Raw genomic sequence first — 17,568 nt, 5'->3', positions numbered from 1 at the left:
CCAAGACTCGCTATGAGTGATTTGCTAAATCTTTCTCAGCGGGGTTCCCACCCACTATATGGTGCGCCCTTTGCTTGGCGCACGAACCGTCCCCTTGACTCGTAAGAGTCATCAGGAACCGTCCCCTTGACTCGGTTTTATTTATTTTTTCTATTCATCTTTAAACAATCTTTTTGTTAGTGCTTCTATCTCCTGCTTTCTCTTCTCTGTTTCCTCTTCATCAATTGAAATCACAATCTTTATAGAATCCCCTTCTACTGCCTCCTTCGGGAGCATATCTTTAGGCAAATCAAAATGTTGCCTTTCCCCGTATTCTACAACTGCGAAGTTTCCTTCAAATCGATCTATAATCCCCACTGTTGATATAGACTTCTTCATGTAGCAATCACCTCCAAGCAACAAATACATTTCAACGGCCTCCTGGCAGCCTTTTAAAAATACCTAAGTTTCAATGCCTAAGAAATCTCAGGGAACATAGTTTCGCAGTGACACAAAGGATGAATCGTTTTTAACTGGCTAACATCAGTAAGCAATAAACGACAGCTATAGCCCCTAGTACAGGCAAAATAATGCCCCCCTTCATCCATGCCAATACCCCACCAATGGAGATACCGATTAAAGCAACTATCGGCTCATTTGGGATGGCAGTCAGCACACCTGGTATAATTAGCGCCCCCAAGGCTGTGTAGGGAATGAACAAAAGGAATCTTTTAAGCTTCGGAGGAGTATTGCTATTATATACCAACATAAAAGGAGTTAGTCGGGGTAAATATGTCACTACTGCCATTCCTATAATTAATAGAATTATATTACTCATCTTTTGTCTCTTCCTCCTCTGGAAATAAATATACACCTGCTGCTGATACAACTAAAATTGTTACAATCAGACTCCATCCTGAGGGTAGTATTTTACTATAGGTAATGAGGGTATTCACTGCTCCAGCCCCCAGTGCCAGTATAGTGACTGTCTTTGATGCCTTCATTGCTGGAATCAAGATTGCCATAAACATACCGTAAAGGGCGATTCCCATACTATTTCTTAGAATCGGAGGGATTACTTCTCCTAAAAGATACCCTAAACCAGTTCCCCCAACCCAGGATATATAGGATATTAGCTGTAAAGGTAATACATAGGAAGCCTCTACTTCTCCCTTTTTTAACATCGTAACAGAGAAGGTCTCATCCGTCACTCCGAAGGCCAATAAAGGGATTAAGGCCCTTTCTCCCTTCTTTAATCGAGCTGCAAGGGAGCCACTCATCAAGAAATGTCTGAAATTCATTAGTAAGGTGGCCAGTATGATTTCACCAATTCCTACCCCTACTGCCAATAGGTTTAATGCCATAAACTGACTAGCCCCAGCAAATACTAGTATTGAGAAAAGAAGAGATTCAGCAAAAGTAGTCCCCACTGTCTTTGCTAGCATTCCAAAAGCCATGGCAACAGGAATATAGCCCACCAAAATAGGAATACCTGCGATTATTCCTTCTCTGACATTTTTAATTATGATTTGATTTTCCTCTTGATCAATCTTTTTCTTCATAGTTTATATCTTTCCTCTCTATCATTAACAAGGCCTACTACCAGTAAGCCATCCCTTAAGGATCGCATAAGCTCACCCAACCCCCGACTTCACCTCTATCGCCTTTACTGGGCAGTTACGATCACATGCCCCACATTCTATGCAAAGATCCTTATCATGGAAGTTGGCTTTTCCTTGCAGCATTTCAAAGACCCCATGGGGACAGACCTCAAGACATATGCCACAGCCAATACATTTGTCTTGGTCTAATCTAATTGCTGCTACATTTTTTAGATAGTTCATCTTCAACCCTCCCACTAGAACAAGCTTCCCAACACGATTAGAACAGTGGCAATAATTGAAGCCACCACCATTAAGGGGATTACTCGAATTGTTTCCTTATGTACACCTGAATAGGATGTATAAGTGGATGATCCTGTAAAATTCAGTCCCAGATAGGCTGAAATGGTTGTTAAGGCAATTCCATGACCCAGTAGAGTTGGCCAATCTATTACATAATGGAAAACTAGAGGATACCGTAGGACAACATTACTAAGGATTAACCCCAATACCATTCCCTTTACGGAAAACATCCTAAAGGGAATATAGGGTAATAATAGGGGAGTTAAAAAAGCCCCTGTCACCAATGCCCCACCGTAGGGTAGGGTGTTATAAAATGCAGTAATAAAAGAATGGATTATTTTTTGTCCTCCTATTAAGGCCAGTAAGAAAAATAATATATACATTATAGATACATATTTAATATAGCTGGCAACCTCTAGGACAGAAACTGCCAATCGTTCCTTTACTGTGAAGGTCACCCTTCTCATCTCTTTAGATGCCACTTGATTATTTTCTAAAAATACCCTGATGTCCGATGCCCTAACAGGTCCATAAACCCCTCTAAATCCTGTATAATTCTTTAACTGATGGGCCTCTACCCCTGGAGCCCCCAGCTGGGGTAAGATCACCTGTCGATGTTTCACCAATTTTTCCAACTGACATTTTTTGATTTGATAAATAATTTCCTCTGTAGAAAATGTTCCCTTACCTGCGGCACACCAGACATTTACCCCCTTTGTGTCAATAACCAGTATCCACATATTCAATCCTTCTAGCTCTCTTCTGACATGATCAAGGGTAAGCTTGTAATTGGCAGTGACTAAGACCAGAGCATCCTCAGTGGGGTTTCCTACGGCATAGATCCCTGTTGGGACTCTGTAATAATCCCTTCCGATTCCAATTCTCACAGCTATTGTCCCTAGGGTATCCCGTCTATTTAGTTCAGTTCTTAATCTTTTGATTTCACCTATTGGGGTAGAGATTACCCCCTCAACTAAAGGGGCTATTTTTTCCTCTTCCACTGTCTCCCCATCATAGGCATTAAATTTCTTCATAATTCTTTCCTCTAAACTAGAAGAATTTGGAGTTTCAACAACTCAACAGGGTTGTTTTTCCACAGCTTTCATCTCCACTTTTCCCCCTCCATACTTTATTATTTTTTAAACTATTGTTGTATAATTTCTTCGTCTATTAATCTATAACATCATAACATAACTTTTCTTGTTTTCCATATTCCATAATTACTTCTTTACAGATTCTTTTATTAATCCCTAACTTTTCATAGATTTCATTGCCTAATTGCCTATAGTATCTTTCTTTTTCAAAATCCTTCTCCACCAGTGCAATTCTGGCTGCCTCATGGAATAAAGCCCCATGACCTATGGGATTATTTTCGGCCTTATGTTCCCCTATTTCAAATACCTCCCATGCTTTTTCTAAATTACTTTTTTTCCTATAATATCTGGCAATACATTCATAGCAATAGGGATCTTTAAAGTCCCCCTGTAGAAATTCATTTATATTAGTCAACATATCTTCATTTACGTTACTCAATTGATTACTTAATGATAATACGTCTAGTTTATAGATTGAAATTAAGATTTTTCCATTTTCATAATTGGACTTTTCTGCACACATCATGGCTTTTTCATAGTTTTCCGTAGCTTGGTCTAACTGGAACATTTCCGTATATATATATCCCAAACAATGGTAGGCGATGGCCAAGTTAAAATTTTTATTTTCAAATAACTTAATCGCTTCTTTCTGATAGTGTAGACTTTCTTCAAATGCTCCAAAATCCCGATAGACCATTGAAAGGTTGGTGTACAGGGAGGCTACGTCACTTATTTTAGTAAAGTTATTCTTCTTCTTTAAACATTCCTGCAAAGTTTCCAAGGCAAGGGCAATCCTTCCAGTCATGGAATAAATGGTGCCTATATTAAATAGTGCCTTTGTATATACTGACTTGTCCTTTATTTCCCTTCCTATTTCCTTTGCTTTTTCTGCAAAAATTAACCCAGCCTCATAATCCCCCATTCTCCATCTTGTGATGGAAAGCCAGTTATATAGTTTTCCTATATCATCTTTTTTAAGATTTGGGCTGATGGAGGACTTAATGATTTTCTCCAAGAGACTCCAATTTCCTGTGGGGGATAGGAGCAATAGTAAATCTTGAGAAATAATATCCTCTATGGTTTCCTCCTTGTCTGCATTCGTTCCTAAAAAATGAATATCGTTTTTATCGGTTATATCATCGAGGCTACATTCTAAACACTCGGCTAATTTTACAGCATTTGTCTTAGTCATCCGCTTCACTTTTCCATTGCACCAACGGGTGATTGTCTTTGGATCAACTGCTAGTTTTTTTGCTAACCAACTTCTCTTTAAATCCAATTCTTTAATTCTATTATTTATGAAATAAACGTCAATTGCAATAAGTTGATCTGTCTTCACATTCGCCCCCACTTTCTAATCACTAATTCTAATCAACAATTTTTACTATAAAGGATTATATTTTATAAAATTATATAGATATCTACCATATCATTTAATAGTAGCTCCTTTTAGTAATTGTCATAAGTTCAATGATATTTGAATACCTATTCACTGGTTTTACATTGTTTTAATGATAATTTTATTGTTTTAATGATTTTATTTTTTCATATTTCAAAACTTAAGTCAACGGTGCAAGTATGTCCCCCCATGTCCCTTTATATTAGATTGTCAGAATGTTATAATTGTTCATATAAAAGTTACATAAATTTTCACATTTGACTGTAATTAATACTTAAGAAAAGGGAGGATTTAGAAATGTGTGATAGCAATCTAACATTACAGGAGTGGCATAAAAAACAGGCCATTAATAATTTTAATGAAACTTGGAATTTCATTGATAAGAAAGATAGAACAAAGGAAGATGATGCCATGATGATTCATACTGCCCATGCGTCTTGTTTTCATTGGCGACAAGTAGGTACTCCCCTTGAATTTGCCAGAGGAGAGTGGCAGATTTCTAGGGTTTATGCTTTAGTTGGAATGGCTGAAGGTGCCCTTTATCATGGAAAACTTTCTTTAGAACTGTGCCAAAGCAATAACATTGGTGACTTTGATTTAGCCTTTGGCTATGAAGCCGTTGCAAGAGCCTACATGATTATGAATGACCCTCAATCAATGCAGGAGTATGTGGAATTAGCCACTAGGGCAGCTGAGGATATTCCCGAAATAGAGAATAAGGAATACTTCTTATCAGAGTTAAAATCAGTAGTTCTGTAATCTATAGTTATAAGTATTGAAGCTACAAAACCAGCACCACTACGTATGCACAAAGATAATACGTAGGATTGCTGGTTTTAATAATTACTCCTGGTATTATTTATAAAATTTTCCATATTGATCTCTATAAACCTTCTCAAACTGTAGTTCTTCATCACTTATAGGTTTTTTTGTCTCCTTTGGGTGACCAATTGCTATGATTGCCTCCACTTTGATGCTAGAAGGAATATCCATGAGCTTTTGGATGTATTCCTCTGCAGACATTTCATTGCTATGTTGTCTTTCTCTAATTTGAATCCAACAGGAACCTAGCCCCATAGCTTCTGCTGCCATCTGTACCAGAATCGTGGCAATGGAGGTATCCTCCACCCAAACATCACTCTTTGCTGGGTCTGCCAATACCACAATTCCTAAAGGTGCATTTTTTAGAAAAGTAGCTCCGTGGGGTTTTGCCTCCGCCAGTTTTTCCAGTATTGCTTGATCCTCCACCACAATAAACTTCCAAGGTCTATTATTTTTAGATGTAGGAGCCAATAGGGCTGACTTTACGAGTCCGTCAATCATATCCCCCTGTACCTTCCTATCCTCAAACACTCGAATACTCCTTCTTCGCATCAGTATTTCTAACATGCCATTACCCCTTTCATTTTGAATGCATGCGCTTATGATTTTTGATAATCAATTTAAAAAAATTTCAAAAATATAAATTTTTCTTATTAAATAGTATCATCATATCCGTATTACAGTCAATAAACCTCTTTTCTATCTCTCACTGTCTATGAATTAAATCTCTAAAAATACAAAAACTACTCATAAAATCTATTGCGAGGTGTTGACTATGCATACAGTCTGGAAGGGCAGTATTAGCTTTGGTTTAGTAAATATTCCTGTAAAACTTCATTCAGCCACAGAAGATCGAGATATTAAACTCAGACAACTCCATAAAAAATGTAAAACCCCCATAAGATATAAAAAAATTTGTGAAAATTGTGGTGAAGAAGTAACTCAAGATGATATTGTGATGGCATATGAATATGCTCCTGATAAATACATAATCCTTGATGACGAGGAACTAGAAAAGCTTAAGAAGGATCAAGAAGCTAAGGCAGTAGACATTATTAACTTTGTAAAATTAGACGAAATCGACCCCATATACTTTGACCGTTCCTATTATTTAAGCCCTGGTGATGGGGGTGGTAAAGCCTATTCCCTTTTAAGACATTCCCTCGCCGACTCTGGAAAGATTGGACTTGCAAAAATTATGATTCGTTCTAAGGAGAAGCTGGCGGTGATCCGTCCCTATAATAAAGCCCTCATTGTAGAAACCCTCCATTTTCCTGATGAAGTACGGGCTATCGAAGAAGTTCCTAATATCCCTGAAACAACTGACCTTTCCAAAAAGGAACTGGACACCGCAGCCCTATTAATTGATCAATTGACGGAGGTTTTTGAGCCTGAAAAATATACGGACGATTATCGAACTGCTTTAATGGATTTAATTCAAGAAAAAATGTCTAATGAAAAGGGTATTGAAGCAAAACCAGCAGCTGATAATGTTGTAGACTTAATGAAGGCTTTAGAAGAAAGTATTAAAAAGACAAAGCCCAAGAAAACTACCACCAACAAAAAAGCTTCTTCCGGTAAGAAAACCCCTGCTACTAAAAAGACTACGGCTGCCGAAAGAAAGAAGGCTTAATCGATGTTTTATCAGCCAATGCTATTGGGGACTAGTAAATCTGTGTTTTCTTCCCCTAATCATATATTTGAGACGAAGTATGATGGCATTCGCATTCTTTACTCCAATGTGGACAAGCCTATTCTTTATACGAGGAATCGTGGAATTGTTACAAAGCAATTTCCTGAGCTTTTGATTCAACCCCCTCCCAATACCATCCTCGATGGGGAGATGGTGGTGTTTAATGAAGATGGCAAAGATGACTTTGATGGTATCAAAAAACGTTTTTTTATGAAGAAGGAAGAGAAGATTTTTGTGTATGCTGCATCCCTCCCTGCTACCTATATGGTTTTTGATATTTTGCATCATGAAGGAAAGGACTTGAGAAATCTTCCTTTATTGGAACGAAAGTCTATTCTAAATAATGTATTGGTAGAGCAAAAATATATCCACAGGGTTTCCTTTGTTGATACCAAAGGAGAAGAACTGTTTAGTGAGATTCAAGATAAGAAACTGGAGGGTATCGTAGCAAAACAAAAGGCTTCTAAATATGTTGGAAAACGTTCATCCCAATGGTTGAAGATGATTAATTGGCTTGAGGCAGAGGCTGTCATTACTGGTTATCGAAAAAAAGATAATGCTCTCCTCTGTTGTCACCTTGACCTGAGGCCCCTTGGTCTTGTTTTATCTGGCATGTCCCCTGTACATCGGGAGGCATTTTTCAAAATTGCTAGAGGAATAAAAACTGGTGAGGATTGGGAGTACATCCATCTAGAGCCTCTTCTAAGATGTCAAGTAAAGGGCCGTGGCTTTACGTCAAAGGGGATTTTGCGTTCCCCCATATTTGTTGATTTTATTTTGTGATAGGAGGAAATCATGGCAAAGCAAAAGGAAAGACATCAAATAATAATAGAAGGTCATACAGTGGATATTACCCACCCAACGAAGGTTTTATGGCCTAAAAAAAACATCACCAAACTACAATATCTTCAATACTTAATCGAGATTTCCCCCTATCTATTGCCATTTCTTAGCGATCGTCATCTTACGGTGATTCGTTATCCCAATGGAGTTCATCAGGAGCCATTTTATCAAAAGAGCTGCCCCAGCTATGCCCCTGGCTTTGTTGAGACTGATCTACATGAGGATATTGATTATATTCTTTGTAATAACCTTCCTACCCTTGTATGGCTGGGAAATCAAGGGGCTATTGATTTACATGTACCCTTTAATACCAACCTTTCCCAATACCCTTCAGAAATCGTGATGGATCTTGATCCCCCATCTAGAAAGGAATTTAATTTGGCGGTAGAGGGTGTCCTCATGATGAAGGAGATCTTTGACAAGCTAGACTTAATTTCCTTTGTAAAGACTTCTGGTAATAAGGGAATACAGGTATACATCCCTCTGCCTGAGGATACCTACACCTATGATGATACGCGAATTTTCACTGAATTCATTGCCAATTACCTTACTTCAAAAGAGCCTAAATGGTTTACAACGGAAAGGATGAAGAAAAAAAGAGATAATCGATTATATGTCGATTATCTCCAACACGCTGCTGGTAAGACAATTATTTGCCCCTATTCCCTTAGGGGTAATGATGAGGCCCTAGTTGCCACCCCTTTATTTTGGGAGGAATTAAATAGCACCCTAAAGCCCACCCAATTCCCAATGGAAAGTATCCTAGAAAGAGTTGGGTCAAAGGGTAATCCATTTGAGGATTTTGAAGCCATTAAAGGGGATCAGGATTTTTCAAGGGTAATGGAGATTGTAAAGAATCTACCCCTTAATCCCACAAAGGGCCTTTAGTTCCGAATAGGCTTAAACCAATCGCTAAGCTTTTATAAAATCCCCCCTCCAATAGGGGTGATTTCTGCTATATTGATTATTAAACAAATTATTCTTCAATAATTAGAAGATGAGTATTTTCTGGAGCTGTGATGGTGTATTCAGTACCAATGTTTGTGAAGTTCATTTCTAAGAACATGTTAAATTCTAATATTTCGCCTTCCATTTCCATGATAGCATCAAATGCATAATTCATTTTAATAACGTCTTCATTTTCATCTACATAGAACTCGAATACAAACTCAACATCATTTGATTCTTCTTCCTCCATCATAAAAGTATAGATTTCTGTATAATCAGCAGGCATTAAAGCATTAGCTTCTTCACCTGTAAGGGTTAATACATACTTTGTAGCACTAGTACCCTCTAAATCTGCTTCTCCTTCTTTTACAATATTTAAGCTATTGAAGTTCTTCATGAAGTCTTCATTGATTACTTGTAGTTCTTCTTGCATACCTTCTTCTAAGTCTAATTCTAACCATAGATCTTCAGTAAAGTCCTTCATATAAAATTTATTACCTATAGTAATGGATTCAATAGGCTCCTCCATCGTTTCTCCATCAATCTCCATAATCATTTTTCCTGTTGAGTGGATGCTAGTTCCATTAACTTGCTTTGTTTCCTCCATATTCATAATGAATGAACCCTCATTAGCTGGATCAATAATTTCAAAGTTAAAGTTAGTTTTAATTTCTCCTTTGTATTCTGATTGACTCTTCACTAATGCATTGTATAAAGGAACTAATTCTTCTGTAATCGGTGCTTCATCTGGTGTTTCTTCTGCTGGCACTTCCGGTGCGATGTTCTCTACATTAGTAATAAATCTATCTACAACCACCGCTACTTGTTCCCTCTTGGCACTTCCTTTAGGGGCGAACTCATTCTCTCCCATTCCCATCATAAGCCCTTCTGATAGGGCAATCTCAACTTCACCTATTGCCCAAGCAGAGATCTGATCTTTATCCTTTAGGGCTTCGATATTAGGAAACTCCATTGTTGATAAATCTTCTGGAGATACCCCTAAAGCTCTTACAAACATTGCTGCCATTTGTTCTCTCGTTGTCTCTAACTCTTTACCAAATTCGTCTTCGGATACGCCTTCAACGATTCCTTCTCTAAAGGCTGCCTCTACATACTTAAAGGCCCAGTGATCTACTGGTACATCCTTAAAAGTTGCCTCTGTTGGCACATCCTCCGTATCGATTCCTAAAGCTCTTACAATCATTGTAATCATTTCTGCTCTACTAGTTGTCTTAGCTGGATTGAAATATCCATTATCCCCTTGGATAACGTTTTTTTCTGCTAAGGCTACAATAGCATCTTTAGCATAAGAAGAAGTTGCATCTAAATCCTTAAACACACTTCCTTGGGCTGAAGCCATACTAGTAAATGTAAACACAGCTAGGGTTGCTACAGTAGCAACTTTTTTCATTCTTAATTGATAATTCTTCATTCTGCACCTCCATAATTTAATAGCGCCTTCATCTCCCACGGAGCGAAGTGTATCTACTATACTTATGTTAACATAAGCACTTTTTTTTGCTAGTATTAATTTTTACCAATAATAAAAAACAAGTCTTTAACCTAAAAAGACTTGTTTTTTATGTAAACTTATTTTTCGTTTAATTAAATTCTTTTTAACTCAAAATCTTTAACAATGCCAGTACTAAAAATGCAACACCATACACCCAAGTGGATACGCCCCATAACATACAAAGTTCTTTCTTAAAAAAGATTGCTCCCAGTACCATACTTATTCCAGCGACTATAGGGGCCACTAATCCTCTTTCAATAGGTAAATTCTTCAATGTAAGTACTAGAATATACAATAGCATTGATATTCCACTGACTAGTTTGCCCTTTTCAGTTGTTGCTCCCATGTCCTCCTACCTCCCTGTAGATATTTCGTTTTGAATCTTAACTCTATTATACTAAAATTCTGGTATGTTATATAGTTTAATATATACAAACATAAATTTCTTCAAAGCCACCCACAGACTAAAGCCAGTCTGTTTGACTGGCCTTGTAATACAAGCATGCTATTTCTTACTTCAATACGCTACTTGCTACTTACTACTTACTTATACTTGTGCGAACCTCATCTAAAGCCTTTCCCTCTGCCAATTGCTCCTTTAAAAATTGGACAGCTTCCTCTATCATCCGATCTATTTGCTTTTTTGTAAAGATTACTCTTAGAGGCATTGGAAGCAATTCATATAGCCGATCCACAACCATTTCATATTTTAATGGTCCAGTACCGCTTCCTAATAGTTTTTCTGCCTCTACTACAAGGGCTAAGATAATATTTCTTACTACTTCATCATTACTTTTTTTGTAAGTTAATATTACAAGCCCTATGAATACCAAAGTTGCAATAATCTCAACCCAATAATTATTTAAGAACTCCAGAATTAATTCCATTACGTCCCCTCCTTTTCCCTATACTCCTATAATATGCAATAATAAAAAGTCTGTTAATTAGTTAAAGACATCTATCGTCAAAAAATAAAAAAGAGCAGTATCATCATTGTCTGATGAAATGCCCTTAGATTAAATCATACATTTCTTTTATTTAAAAATAGTTTTTAAATCCTGTCCTTTTCTGTATAATAGGCAATACCAATAGCGCCAGGTCCAACATGCATCCCGATCACTGGTCCGATATCAACAATGGGAATCTCAGTAGATAGACTTTCTTTAATATTTGCTGCTACCTCCTTAGCCTCCTGAAGGCAGTTGATATGATGAACAACGATTTCCCCTAGCCCGAAGTTTTTCATGTCTGTCAGCATTTCCTCCACCATGGTGGCTATAGCTTTTTTCTTTGTTCTGACCTTCTTTAGTACAGTGGTAACCCCCTCTTCCACCGTAAGCACAGGGATGATTTTTAAGAAATTACCCAAAAGGGCATTGGCTCTACCAATCCTTCCCCCCTTTTCTAGATACTCTAGATTGTGGGGAATAAATAAAAATCGACTTCGATTCATATTGTCCTTTACCACTTTGATTACTTCTTCAAAGGTTCCACCTACTTGTGCCTTTCTCGCGGCTACTATTGCAGCAAATCCCAACTGCATACAAGTGGATTTAGAGTCTATGATTTTTATTTCTGCATCTGGATATTTTTCTAAAACCATGTTTTTTGACATATGTACCGTAGAAAAGGTCCCGCTTAATCCAGAGGATAGGAATACTCCTACTAGAGAATCTCCCACCTTTGCTGTAGCCTCCATCTCATGGATGATCTCTCCAATGGCTGGTTGAGAGGATTTGGGAACGCCCTTCTCAGCCATCTTTTTATAAAAAGTATCGTTGTCAATTTCGGTTTCTTTAAAAGATTCATCCTCAAACTTAACGCTTAGTGACACCATCTTAATTCCTAACTCTTCCCTTACTGACTCGTCTAAATAACCTGTGCTGTCGGTTAGTATTTTTACACCCATAGCATAGCTACCTCCTAAAAGTCCTTTTATTGTCCTTTGTAAAAGGAGTCCTTCATGAGAAGGACCCTGATTTATTTTCACTACTCAGATCTATGGATTAACGAATTACTATTTTAATTCCTATCTACTGGTTTAACAACTCAGTTAACTTCTCTTGGACATAATCGACTAATGGTGTTTCACCAATAGTAATTTTGTTCTCATCATGTAAATCAGGCTTTACCCTAAAGAAATTGATGATTAGCTTATTGTCTACTATAGCATACTCGTCTAAGTGACCTGGAACAAAATAGACTTCTAGTTCGTCATGTTTTTCTGGTAGGTTAGTGCTATTTAACTTTTCTTTTACAGATTCTAAGTTAAGAACCTTTAATGGAGTCACCATCATATCAGTATATCCTAAGTCCTCCATCATCCACATATTGTTATTCCAGTACTTTCTTTCCTTTTTACTTCCACCATTCAATAATTCTCGATTGGAAATGGCACTAAGCACTACCCTGACTGATTCTTTATTAAAACCTTCACCATATATGTATTTCATTTCTGGGAAATCAGCCATATTGTTTAGATAGGCTTCTCCCACCTTTTCTCGATCCTTTGTCGCTTGCCAAAAATAAAGCATACCTTCTACTGTGTCAAGTTTCACTACAATTCTCTTAATCATAGTACCCCTCCTTTGTTAATCTTACCAACTTATTATATGACAAAATAGAAAGTAAATCCACCTCCCACAATCTTTTTAATTAGTTTTTTACCAGTGACAGAGAAGATATAGTATTTCATCACGCCAGAATGTAGCCTGTTCAAAATGACTTAGATTCAAGGAACAAGTAAAAACAGGGATCGCCACGTATGAAATAAATACGTAAGGGTGCTGTTTTTATGAAGTGACGAAGAAGATAAGGTATTTTCAACAGGCTAGATTAGGATGACTTGATGACACCCATTACTATAGGCAACCTCCCCTAACCTTTTCATTTCCTCATCAGTAGGAGAAGAGGTATTAATTAAATCCCCTCTGACCCCTAGAGATCTGTACTTGATTAACTTATATCTAATATCAGGATTTAAGGTAGCTATTAATTTACTGGTTTGCTCTACATTTCTTTGATTGTCCAATACTTCTGGTACAATTACTGTTCGAATTTCATATAACTGATCGCGAATGGCGAGATGTTTAATATTTTCTAGTACTACATCACAGTCTACTCCTGTGAGCATTTTATGTTCTTCCGAATCGATGGACTTTAAATCCACCATGAATTGATCCACTAAGGATAAGAACTCCTTTTCCTTCCATAGGGGAACTGAGGCATTGGTATCTACGTAGATGGAAAGCCCCAACTTTTTAATCTCTCTGAAAAGCTCCACTAAGAAAGGGATCTGTAGGGTACATTCTCCCCCCGATACTGTAATTCCAGAAATAAAAGCCTGTAATTTTTTCAATTCTTCAAGGATTTCCTCCACTGTCATGAACTTCACCCTAGGGGTGCTATTAAGATTGCATGTCTTTAGACATTCATGACAATGGGTGCAGCTTTCTTCATTCCATTGGACTTTTCCAGCTTGATGTTTTAACGCTTCTGCAGGACAGGTTTCAACACATCTGCCACAATCGGAACATTGGTTGATGGTTTCTGGATTATGACAATAGAGACAGTTTAAATTACAACCCTGTAGGAATATTGCGGTGCGGTTTCCTGGTCCATCTACAGAGCTGAAGGGAATGATTCGATTGACTGCCCCTCTATTCATCTTTTCTTAACTTTCTATCTAACACTTTTTGATTTTTCACCGCACCTAATCCCAATACCACAGCATCATTTAGCACCTGTCCTCCAGCTTCTAGTTTTTCCATATCAGATCGTTTTACAAGATAGCCAGTAATCCGAACAACATCGCAATCGGTACAATAGAGGGAGAAGTATCTCATGCCTATATTGAAGGCCCCTTTGATAATATCTAAAATGTATTTTGGATTTCCCTTCGCTGTCTCGTCAAACTTAAAAATATCACCAATTCCCGATGGGAAAAATTCGTGGAACTTAGCTGATTGCATTAGATGTTGAGGAATTGACGGTTCATCCCCTATTGGAATACGACAACCAGGACTAATACCGTGGTCAAAGTCAGTTCCCACCTGAGCATGTAATAGATATTTTCCATCTGCACCGTTGCAATAGGGGGCTGGATGTTGACTTACCAACTCATACATTTTTTCTATGATCCGATAGCCCAGTTGATTTGCCTTTTCTCCGTGACCGAATCTATCTTTTAAGTCTTTTGCCTGTAATAGGTGGTTGACTCCCTCTGCTAGTCCAAACATTCCAAACATGGCTGTAAAGTTGTCGATATCAATTAGTCCCTCTTTTACTAAAAAGCTAGTTTGGAAGAATTCACTCTCTTCTACTAAGAACTTTACCCTTTGATCCATATATCGAGTCATTCGCTTAATGGCATCTGGAAGGATAGTCTCCATAAAATGCTTTTCGTCTTGGGCTTTTTGGGCTAAAGCTGATAAGTTTAATCTTACTAAAGTATGGCTTCCTCCACCGATTTTCAAACCATTATAGCAACTAACAATTCCGTAGTTACCTAAATCATTTGTAAAGATTTGATGATTAGCAAAGCTTGGTTTTGCTGTAACAAGGGCTGTTTCAATTGCCTTAATGGCTAAATCATCTGATGTTTCGTCACTGTACTTTAGGGTGATATTCGGGATTGCGTTTTCTAGCTCTTTTTCCACCTCTAAAATAATTCTTCCTGCCTTTGTATCGTGGGGGCCTATATTTCCATGACAGAAGGAATCCGTCAAGGTTCGATCTATATGGGTTAAAAATAATTTAATTGCCTGTCTTGCTTCGTTTTCATCTTTAATAAAAGGTTCCAGTAGGGTATCAATGTTTCCGATATAGACAGGAAAGGAGGTAATGGATGGTACATGTTTATATAAGATTAAGAGACTGTTCACAGCTTCCCAAATGTTTGTTGGTGGTTGTAGCTTTAAAAATTGGCTACCTTCCTCCATGAATTTTTCATAATTAGGAACAATATATCTTGGTCGATAGGGGGCATTTCCTTCAAATAGGTCGCAGATGATCCCCTCTTCTCGATAGACTTGTACCTCATCATCTATTTTTAGCACATTTATAGTGTTTTCTGCTACCCGTGCTAAGCCGATCAATTTCTGCTGGTAGGTTAAGGTTTTGTCTTTGATGGTGCTTAGAGCTTCATTCATGTGATCTGATCACTCCCTGCTTGTTATGTTAGGTTGAAACAATTATCCTAATAACATAATTGTAACATAAAAAAAACAGTCAAGAGAAGTCCCTTGACTGAATATTATTCCACCATATTTATTATATATAAATTCCATCAGTTTTCATATAACTCTCCTATATAATCATTTTCTGATAATGCCAACCACCATACTGCTAAGGTTCCAATAATAGACACAAAAGGAATGACGGTTCCCAGTATTGCTGTAAAGATAATGATGGCAAATACGCCAACCCCCGATTCAAAACCTGCGAAGAATCGAAATGTGACATATAACCCCAATAATACATTGATTAATGGAATAAAAATTAATACTAATGTCCACCATCCGCTCATTCCAGCAACATTAAGTAGTAAAATGATATTAAAAATAGGTATAAAAGCGAAGATTGCATCTTTATATCCCGCTTTTTTAGACAATAAATATATAGGATAACTGGTAACGATATGAATAATGATTACCATTAAGAAACTCATCCCTGGGTAATTGTACATACTTCTTCCCCCTTTTGGCCTTTTTAACATATTTATGCAGTCAAGTGTTTTGAGGTTCTTGTTTTTAAAAACAGGAATAGGATTTTGTTTGATATTCATTATGTATCAACTATTTTTCTCCACAAAAGCCATTTTGGGCTGATTGCAGGTGGGGCATCTCCAATCCTCTGGTAGGTCCTCAAAACTTGTGCCTGCCTTAATTTCGTGGGTCCAATCCCCTCTTTCAGGTTTGTAGACATAGCTACATACAGTGCATTGATGATGATTCATATTTTTTTCCATTTCTTTATCTCCTTTACTTCTAACTTCTACTTGCTAAGCTATTTTGATTATACCCAAAAAGACTTCTAGTACTACTTTAATTTGTCATTCCTTTTTAGTTTTCCTCCCCTTCAATAAATAGTTGTTTTTTCCATTGAGTTACCTGTATTAGGTCTAGTCATAAAACATCCTTCATATACTCCAATGAAGGATATTTTGGAGGGAAAATTAATGATTATTTTAATGAGTATAAAAAAATTAGTCAGGATTTTAGTAACGCTTATTGCAATATTACTGGCAATATTTTTAAGTTTTTCATGGTATTTTAACTGGTTTTCATCCCATGAGATGGCAGCTGTTTTCTCCAGTGAAGAGATTAACCTCATGCTGACAGAGGAGATTCATCAGCTTTTACACCTTAGGAATCAGACCTTATTAGAGAAAAATACAGCGGCTTTAAGTAGCCTATATAACCAAAAGTTGCGAAATGGTGTTTGGGCATATGAACATGAGCTTAAAAAAATGAAGTACCTGCATAAATGGTCGGAGAAACAAGCTGTTACATTTAAGGATATTGATTCAGATGTCATTGTTAGATATTCAAAGCCAAAGGGTGAAGGATTTACAGTTGGTCTATTGGTTTCCACGGAATATCAATATAGTTACAATGATACGCCTGAGGTTACGGATATCTTTAGAATCGGCACTTATCATACTTTAGATTTGATTCCCAATGGAGATAGCTGGGTGATCACGAAGGAATGGTATGCCGATCCCTTTGCTGACTCCCTTCACCTAGATGAGATGACAACAGAAGTGATGAAAAAAATTATTACATCAGGGCAACCAAAGGATCTATCGGATTTGAATGAAAGAAGAGTAAAGGCATTGGAGTACATAGATCAATATTGTGGAGCCGCAAGCTTACCGGAGTTTGGTTTTAAGTATAATCCTAAGTACGGAAATTTCAACGCTCAAGGGGGAAATTGTGCCAACTTTGCTTCTCAAATGCTCTTTGAGGGTGGTGGATTTAGAAAAAATAGAACCTGGAACTATGAAAAAGGTGAAGGTAGCAAAGCTTGGCTAAATGCAAATGCCTTTAATGATTATATGCTCAACAGTGGTAGGGCTTCCCGTATTGCCTATGGCTCTTATGATCAAATTCTGAAGGCCTCCTTTAAACTGTTACCGGGGGATTATGTTGCCTATGAAAAGAAGGGTAAGGTTACCCATATTTCAGTTGTTTCAGGGCAGGACTCAAAGGGGTATGCCTTAGTAAACTCCCATAATTCAGACCGTTATCGGGTTCCGTGGGATTTGGGGTGGAACAATAAAGGAATTAAATTTCATCTTGTTCGCGTCCACTATTAAATCATCTATATCACCAATTCACAATTGATTCGTCTTCCAAGGCAAAATAATCAAA

General features: G+C 37.4%; 21 protein-coding genes. 5 read left to right on the top strand and 16 right to left on the bottom strand.

The window, feature by feature from the left end:
* Positions 1-150 precede the first annotated feature (150 nt).
* The 6 genes from JOC73_RS11320 to JOC73_RS11295 all read right to left on the bottom strand — a co-directional run bounded on the left by JOC73_RS11320 (position 151) and on the right by JOC73_RS11295 (position 4,316).
* Entirely contained in the window at positions 151-408 is a 258-nt protein-coding gene (locus JOC73_RS11320; protein ID WP_330613176.1) for a DUF3006 domain-containing protein, read from the bottom strand.
* A gap of 100 nt (positions 409-508) precedes the next feature.
* A complete protein-coding gene (locus JOC73_RS11315; RefSeq protein WP_204403268.1) occupies positions 509-817 on the bottom strand; it encodes an AzlD domain-containing protein in 309 nt (102 codons plus the stop codon).
* The gene (locus tag JOC73_RS11310) at positions 810-1,541 is read right to left on the bottom strand and encodes an AzlC family ABC transporter permease (RefSeq protein ID WP_204403266.1); all 732 of its coding nucleotides are present in this window, start codon (positions 1,539-1,541) and stop codon (positions 810-812) included. Before JOC73_RS11310 ends, JOC73_RS11315 begins: the two co-directional genes overlap by 8 nt.
* 72 nt (positions 1,542-1,613) lie before the next feature.
* Positions 1,614-1,823: a mercury methylation ferredoxin HgcB gene (gene hgcB, locus JOC73_RS11305; protein WP_408626930.1), complete on the bottom strand. Its 210-nt coding sequence runs from the start codon at positions 1,821-1,823 to the stop codon at positions 1,614-1,616.
* 14 nt (positions 1,824-1,837) lie between these two features.
* Positions 1,838-3,019 carry a mercury methylation corrinoid protein HgcA gene (gene hgcA, locus JOC73_RS11300; RefSeq protein ID WP_252989028.1) on the bottom strand — a complete coding sequence of 394 codons (1,182 nt, stop codon included), beginning with the start codon at positions 3,017-3,019 and terminating at the stop codon, positions 1,838-1,840.
* 34 nt (positions 3,020-3,053) lie between these two features.
* A complete protein-coding gene (locus tag JOC73_RS11295; protein WP_204403259.1) occupies positions 3,054-4,316 on the bottom strand; it encodes a tetratricopeptide repeat protein in 1,263 nt (420 codons plus the stop codon).
* A 357-nt stretch (positions 4,317-4,673) separates the two neighbouring features.
* On the opposite strand from JOC73_RS11295, the gene JOC73_RS11290 reads away from it, so the two are divergent.
* Complete coding sequence (locus tag JOC73_RS11290) at positions 4,674-5,135, top strand: hypothetical protein (protein WP_204403257.1); 462 nt, start codon at positions 4,674-4,676, stop codon at positions 5,133-5,135.
* A gap of 96 nt (positions 5,136-5,231) precedes the next feature.
* Here JOC73_RS11290 and JOC73_RS11285 read toward each other — a convergent pair whose 3' ends face one another.
* A complete protein-coding gene (locus JOC73_RS11285) occupies positions 5,232-5,765 on the bottom strand; it encodes a nitroreductase family protein (RefSeq protein ID WP_204403255.1) in 534 nt (177 codons plus the stop codon).
* A gap of 208 nt (positions 5,766-5,973) precedes the next feature.
* Here JOC73_RS11285 and ku point away from each other — a divergent pair, with 208 nt between their 5' ends.
* From ku to ligD, 3 genes are read left to right on the top strand one after another with little or no spacing between them, the layout of a single operon-like run.
* Positions 5,974-6,831 (top strand): non-homologous end joining protein Ku, encoded by an 858-nt coding sequence (gene ku, locus JOC73_RS11280; protein WP_204403253.1) that lies wholly within the window; start codon positions 5,974-5,976, stop codon positions 6,829-6,831.
* A 3-nt stretch (positions 6,832-6,834) separates the two neighbouring features.
* Complete coding sequence (locus JOC73_RS11275; RefSeq protein WP_204403251.1) at positions 6,835-7,674, top strand: ATP-dependent DNA ligase; 840 nt, start codon at positions 6,835-6,837, stop codon at positions 7,672-7,674.
* A 12-nt stretch (positions 7,675-7,686) separates the two neighbouring features.
* Positions 7,687-8,622 carry a non-homologous end-joining DNA ligase gene (ligD, locus tag JOC73_RS11270; RefSeq protein ID WP_204403249.1) on the top strand — a complete coding sequence of 312 codons (936 nt, stop codon included), beginning with the start codon at positions 7,687-7,689 and terminating at the stop codon, positions 8,620-8,622.
* Between the two features lie 88 nt (positions 8,623-8,710).
* Here ligD and JOC73_RS11265 read toward each other — a convergent pair whose 3' ends face one another.
* The 9 genes from JOC73_RS11265 to JOC73_RS11225 form a co-directional block, all read right to left on the bottom strand.
* Entirely contained in the window at positions 8,711-10,114 is a 1,404-nt protein-coding gene (locus tag JOC73_RS11265) for an S-layer homology domain-containing protein (RefSeq protein WP_204403247.1), read from the bottom strand.
* A 184-nt stretch (positions 10,115-10,298) separates the two neighbouring features.
* The gene (locus tag JOC73_RS11260; RefSeq protein WP_204403245.1) at positions 10,299-10,541 is read right to left on the bottom strand and encodes a hypothetical protein; all 243 of its coding nucleotides are present in this window, start codon (positions 10,539-10,541) and stop codon (positions 10,299-10,301) included.
* Positions 10,542-10,734: 193 nt separating this feature from the next.
* Positions 10,735-11,082, bottom strand: coding sequence for a hypothetical protein (locus JOC73_RS11255; protein ID WP_204403243.1), 348 nt, complete (start codon positions 11,080-11,082; stop codon positions 10,735-10,737).
* A gap of 164 nt (positions 11,083-11,246) precedes the next feature.
* Positions 11,247-12,104, bottom strand: a complete 858-nt coding sequence (locus tag JOC73_RS11250) for a DegV family protein (RefSeq protein ID WP_204403241.1) — start codon at positions 12,102-12,104, stop codon at positions 11,247-11,249.
* A 124-nt stretch (positions 12,105-12,228) separates the two neighbouring features.
* Complete coding sequence (locus tag JOC73_RS11245) at positions 12,229-12,771, bottom strand: TDE2712 family protein (RefSeq protein WP_204403239.1); 543 nt, start codon at positions 12,769-12,771, stop codon at positions 12,229-12,231.
* A gap of 254 nt (positions 12,772-13,025) precedes the next feature.
* On the bottom strand, positions 13,026-13,862 hold the full coding sequence (locus JOC73_RS11240; RefSeq protein WP_204403236.1) for a YjjW family glycine radical enzyme activase: 837 nt from the start codon (positions 13,860-13,862) through the stop codon (positions 13,026-13,028).
* Entirely contained in the window at positions 13,855-15,345 is a 1,491-nt protein-coding gene (locus JOC73_RS11235) for a YjjI family glycine radical enzyme (RefSeq protein ID WP_204403234.1), read from the bottom strand. The genes JOC73_RS11240 and JOC73_RS11235 overlap by 8 nt, the downstream gene beginning before the upstream one ends.
* Positions 15,346-15,482: 137 nt before the next feature.
* Positions 15,483-15,881: a DUF5684 domain-containing protein gene (locus JOC73_RS11230; protein WP_204403232.1), complete on the bottom strand. Its 399-nt coding sequence runs from the start codon at positions 15,879-15,881 to the stop codon at positions 15,483-15,485.
* Between the two features lie 105 nt (positions 15,882-15,986).
* Positions 15,987-16,163 carry a rubredoxin gene (locus tag JOC73_RS11225; protein ID WP_330613175.1) on the bottom strand — a complete coding sequence of 59 codons (177 nt, stop codon included), beginning with the start codon at positions 16,161-16,163 and terminating at the stop codon, positions 15,987-15,989.
* Between the two features lie 210 nt (positions 16,164-16,373).
* Here JOC73_RS11225 and JOC73_RS11220 point away from each other — a divergent pair, with 210 nt between their 5' ends.
* Positions 16,374-17,513, top strand: coding sequence for an amidase domain-containing protein (locus JOC73_RS11220; RefSeq protein ID WP_204403230.1), 1,140 nt, complete (start codon positions 16,374-16,376; stop codon positions 17,511-17,513).
* Positions 17,514-17,568 lie beyond the last annotated feature (55 nt).

This window comes from Alkaliphilus hydrothermalis (assembly GCF_016908555.1).
Lineage (GTDB): Bacteria > Bacillota > Clostridia > Peptostreptococcales > Natronincolaceae > Alkaliphilus > Alkaliphilus hydrothermalis.
Note: the sequence above shows the minus strand (reverse complement) of the source record. Positions and strands in the feature narration are given on the sequence as shown.

Coding starts and splice junctions, on each gene's coding strand:
- JOC73_RS11320 (WP_330613176.1), bottom strand. CDS start 408: ATGTATTTGTTGCTTGGAGGTGATTGCTACATGAAGAAGTCTATATCA.
- JOC73_RS11315 (WP_204403268.1), bottom strand. CDS start 817: ATGAGTAATATAATTCTATTAATTATAGGAATGGCAGTAGTGACATAT.
- JOC73_RS11310 (WP_204403266.1), bottom strand. CDS start 1,541: ATGAAGAAAAAGATTGATCAAGAGGAAAATCAAATCATAATTAAAAAT.
- hgcB (WP_408626930.1), bottom strand. CDS start 1,823: ATGAACTATCTAAAAAATGTAGCAGCAATTAGATTAGACCAAGACAAA.
- JOC73_RS11290 (WP_204403257.1), top strand. CDS start 4,674: ATGTGTGATAGCAATCTAACATTACAGGAGTGGCATAAAAAACAGGCC.
- JOC73_RS11285 (WP_204403255.1), bottom strand. CDS start 5,765: ATGTTAGAAATACTGATGCGAAGAAGGAGTATTCGAGTGTTTGAGGAT.
- ku (WP_204403253.1), top strand. CDS start 5,974: ATGCATACAGTCTGGAAGGGCAGTATTAGCTTTGGTTTAGTAAATATT.
- JOC73_RS11275 (WP_204403251.1), top strand. CDS start 6,835: ATGTTTTATCAGCCAATGCTATTGGGGACTAGTAAATCTGTGTTTTCT.
- ligD (WP_204403249.1), top strand. CDS start 7,687: ATGGCAAAGCAAAAGGAAAGACATCAAATAATAATAGAAGGTCATACA.
- JOC73_RS11265 (WP_204403247.1), bottom strand. CDS start 10,114: ATGAAGAATTATCAATTAAGAATGAAAAAAGTTGCTACTGTAGCAACC.
- JOC73_RS11260 (WP_204403245.1), bottom strand. CDS start 10,541: ATGGGAGCAACAACTGAAAAGGGCAAACTAGTCAGTGGAATATCAATG.
- JOC73_RS11255 (WP_204403243.1), bottom strand. CDS start 11,082: ATGGAATTAATTCTGGAGTTCTTAAATAATTATTGGGTTGAGATTATT.
- JOC73_RS11250 (WP_204403241.1), bottom strand. CDS start 12,104: ATGGGTGTAAAAATACTAACCGACAGCACAGGTTATTTAGACGAGTCA.
- JOC73_RS11245 (WP_204403239.1), bottom strand. CDS start 12,771: ATGATTAAGAGAATTGTAGTGAAACTTGACACAGTAGAAGGTATGCTT.
- JOC73_RS11240 (WP_204403236.1), bottom strand. CDS start 13,862: ATGAATAGAGGGGCAGTCAATCGAATCATTCCCTTCAGCTCTGTAGAT.
- JOC73_RS11235 (WP_204403234.1), bottom strand. CDS start 15,345: ATGAATGAAGCTCTAAGCACCATCAAAGACAAAACCTTAACCTACCAG.
- JOC73_RS11230 (WP_204403232.1), bottom strand. CDS start 15,881: ATGTACAATTACCCAGGGATGAGTTTCTTAATGGTAATCATTATTCAT.
- JOC73_RS11225 (WP_330613175.1), bottom strand. CDS start 16,163: ATGGAAAAAAATATGAATCATCATCAATGCACTGTATGTAGCTATGTC.
- JOC73_RS11220 (WP_204403230.1), top strand. CDS start 16,374: ATGATTATTTTAATGAGTATAAAAAAATTAGTCAGGATTTTAGTAACG.